Origin of the sequence: Erysipelatoclostridium sp. MSK.23.31, from assembly GCF_019125875.1 — a bacterium.
Classification (GTDB): Bacteria; Bacillota_I; Bacilli_A; order Erysipelotrichales; family Coprobacillaceae; genus Thomasclavelia; species Thomasclavelia ramosa.
The window spans coordinates 1-1,256 of the sequence record NZ_JAHOCB010000105.1; the positions used below are offsets into that span (position 1 = coordinate 1).

Consider the following 1,256-nt stretch of genomic DNA (forward strand, 5'->3'; position numbering starts at 1 on the left):
TTAACGACAAAAACATACCCAGGAGGACTTTTACATGACCCAAGTACATTTTACACTGAAAAGCGAAGAGATTCAAAGCATTATTGAATATTCTGTAAAGGATGACGTTTCTAAAAATATTTTAACAACGGTATTTAATCAACTAATGGAAAATCAACGAACAGAATATATTCAAGCAAAAGAATATGAACGAACAGAAAACCGACAAAGTCAACGAAATGGCTATTATGAGCGCAGCTTTACGACACGTGTAGGCACGCTAGAATTAAAAGTACCCAGAACACGTGATGGCCATTTTTCACCCACAGTGTTTGAACGTTATCAACGAAACGAAAAAGCCCTCATGGCTTCAATGTTGGAAATGTATGTATCAGGCGTTTCAACTCGTAAAGTATCAAAAATTGTGGAAGAACTTTGTGGTAAATCCGTCTCTAAGTCCTTCGTTTCTAGCTTAACAGAACAGCTAGAACCTATGGTTAACGAGTGGCAGAATCGTTTATTATCAGAAAAAAATTATCCTTACTTAATGACCGATGTACTCTATATAAAAGTACGAGAAGAAAATCGAGTACTCTCAAAAAGCTGTCATATAGCGATTGGAATAACCAAAGATGGCGACCGTGAAATTATCGGCTTCATGATTCAAAGTGGCGAAAGCGAAGAGACCTGGACAACATTTTTTGAATACCTAAAAGAACGCGGTTTACAAGGTACGGAACTCGTTATTTCTGATGCGCACAAAGGATTAGTCTCTGCCATTAGAAAATCCTTCACCAACGTAAGTTGGCAAAGATGCCAAGTTCACTTCCTAAGAAATATCTTTACCACCATTCCTAAAAAAATTCAAAATCTTTCAGAGAAGCTGTTAAAGGAATTTTTAAGTTCACAGATATTAACTTAGCGCGTGAGGCTAAAAATCGATTGATTCATGATTATATCGATCAACCAAAATATTCAAAAGCTTGCGCATCATTGGATGATGGATTCGAAGACGCCTTTCAATATACCGTACAAGGAAATTCCCACAATCGACTAAAGAGTACCAATCTAATTGAACGACTGAATCAAGAAGTACGCAGAAGAGAAAAGATTATTCGCATCTTCCCCAATCAAACATCAGCCAATCGCTTAATTGGAGCCGTTCTTATGGACCTACATGATGAATGGATTTATTCTTCAAGAAAATACATCAATTTTGATAAGTAGAAATGGTAAAAACATTGTATAGCATTTTACACAGGAGTCTGGACTTGACT

1 pseudogene is annotated in these 1,256 nt (G+C 36.5%); it reads left to right on the forward strand.

What is annotated here, in order from left to right:
• The first annotated feature begins 34 nt into the window (after positions 1-34).
• Positions 35-1,206: pseudogene (locus KSU54_RS18440) on the forward strand (IS256-like element IS256 family transposase).
• Positions 1,207-1,256: the final 50 nt, after the last annotated feature.